1 protein-coding gene and 1 pseudogene are annotated in these 1,457 nt (G+C 73.9%); both read right to left on the bottom strand.

The genetic code is table 11. The features are described from left to right. Positions 1 to 1,031, bottom strand: a 1,031-nt coding sequence (locus AWB89_RS17140; protein ID WP_241520524.1) for a DUF7159 family protein, incomplete at its 3' end; no start/stop codon positions are given. Positions 1,032 to 1,182: 151 nt separating this feature from the next. Then, a pseudogene (locus tag AWB89_RS27310) lies at positions 1,183 to 1,457 on the bottom strand (Hsp70 family protein); the annotation flags it as partial.

Raw genomic sequence — 1,457 nt, 5'->3', positions numbered from 1 at the left:
GGTGCCGGCGCGGCCGGCGCAGGGCTGGGGGCGGGCAGCTGCGCCTGCGGCGCCGGCACCCGATTCAGCGGGGCGACGGCGTGCGGGCTCTGCGGCGCCGGGTGGGCGTCCGAGGTCAGCGAGACCGCGACCACCCCGGCCGCCACCGCGGCGATGCCGGTCAGCGCGCTGCCGACCAGCACGGGGAACCTGCGCCGCCGCGGTTGGTCCGGTTCGTCCGCCAGGTCGTCCAGGGCGCTGTAGGCCAGGGCGCCCGGGCGGGCATTGCCGGAAACCTCGAGGTAGGTCGGGCTGAGCGGCCGGGGGCTCACCTCGCCGGTGCCGGGATCCAGCGAGTAGGCCAGCGCGGCCGTCGACACCGCGAACAGTGGCGCGTTGGCCGACGCCAGCGCCGCGCCCCGGGCCAGCGCCATGTCCGGTTCCTCGGGCACGCTGACGGCCAGCGGGGTCGCGGCCTCGAGCGCCGCCTTGATCGCGGCCACGTCGCTGCCGCGCCCTGTCCCGCAGCCCACGACGAACACGCCGTCGGCCTCCGAGCCGGGCGCCCCGAGCCCCGCGACCATGCCCGACAGCTCGACCGCGGTGTCGCCCACCAGTTGGCGGCGGTGCAGATCGATGATGGAACCGTCGGTGACGTCGACGACGGCCAGCGTCGCGCTGTCGGGCTCGACGAACAGCATCGCGATGTGTTGGTAGCCGATGGATTGACCGACCGTCTGCGCCAGCGCGGCCGCGGCCAGCAACGGGGAGACCAGCATGACGCTGCCGACGTCGTGCGAGGCGATCGCCTCGCGCAGGGCGCCGACCTGGGCGGGATCGGTCCACGTCACCCCGGTCGAGGTCAGCTGGTAGCCGCCCTCCGTCGCGCCTTCCCGGGTGCCGACGATCGCGTCGATCACCTGCGCGGGCGCGCCCGAAGCGGCGACGTCGAACTGGTCTTCTTCGACTGTGACACCGTCGGCATCCTGGCCCTCGATGAGGACCAGGCGGACGGTGGTCGGAGCCATTGACACTCCGAGCACGATGTCCACTTTGCGCCTCCCCAGGTCTTGACTGCCCTCCCCTAGGGCACCAAAAAACAGACCCAACCCGAACTGGGTGATACCACGCTACCCGCGTGCGGGCGACGGCGCTTGTCGCCCTGACCTCAGGTTGATCAGGGTCACAGCGGCGCGGCGGGGCTCAGTAGCCCGGGCTCAGGAACGGGTTCTGCGAGTTGCCCGGGTACTGCGGATACGGCGGCGCCTGGGGCGCCTGGGGGGCCTGGCTGGCCGGGACCGGGACGGGTATCGGCACCGGCAGCAGCGGAACGTGGATCCACTGCGTCGTCATCGGCACCGTCGTCGTCGGGGTGCTGGACGGCGCTTGGGCCGTCGGCGGCGGCGTGGTCGTCGGCGGCGGGGGCGGCGGCGTGGTGGTCATCGCCGTCGTGACGGGCGGCGGCGGGGGCTCCGTGG

Origin of the sequence: Mycobacterium paraense (assembly GCF_002101815.1) — a bacterium.
In the GTDB taxonomy this organism is placed as follows: domain Bacteria; phylum Actinomycetota; class Actinomycetes; order Mycobacteriales; family Mycobacteriaceae; genus Mycobacterium; species Mycobacterium paraense.
This window is presented reverse-complemented; position numbering and strand designations above follow the sequence as displayed.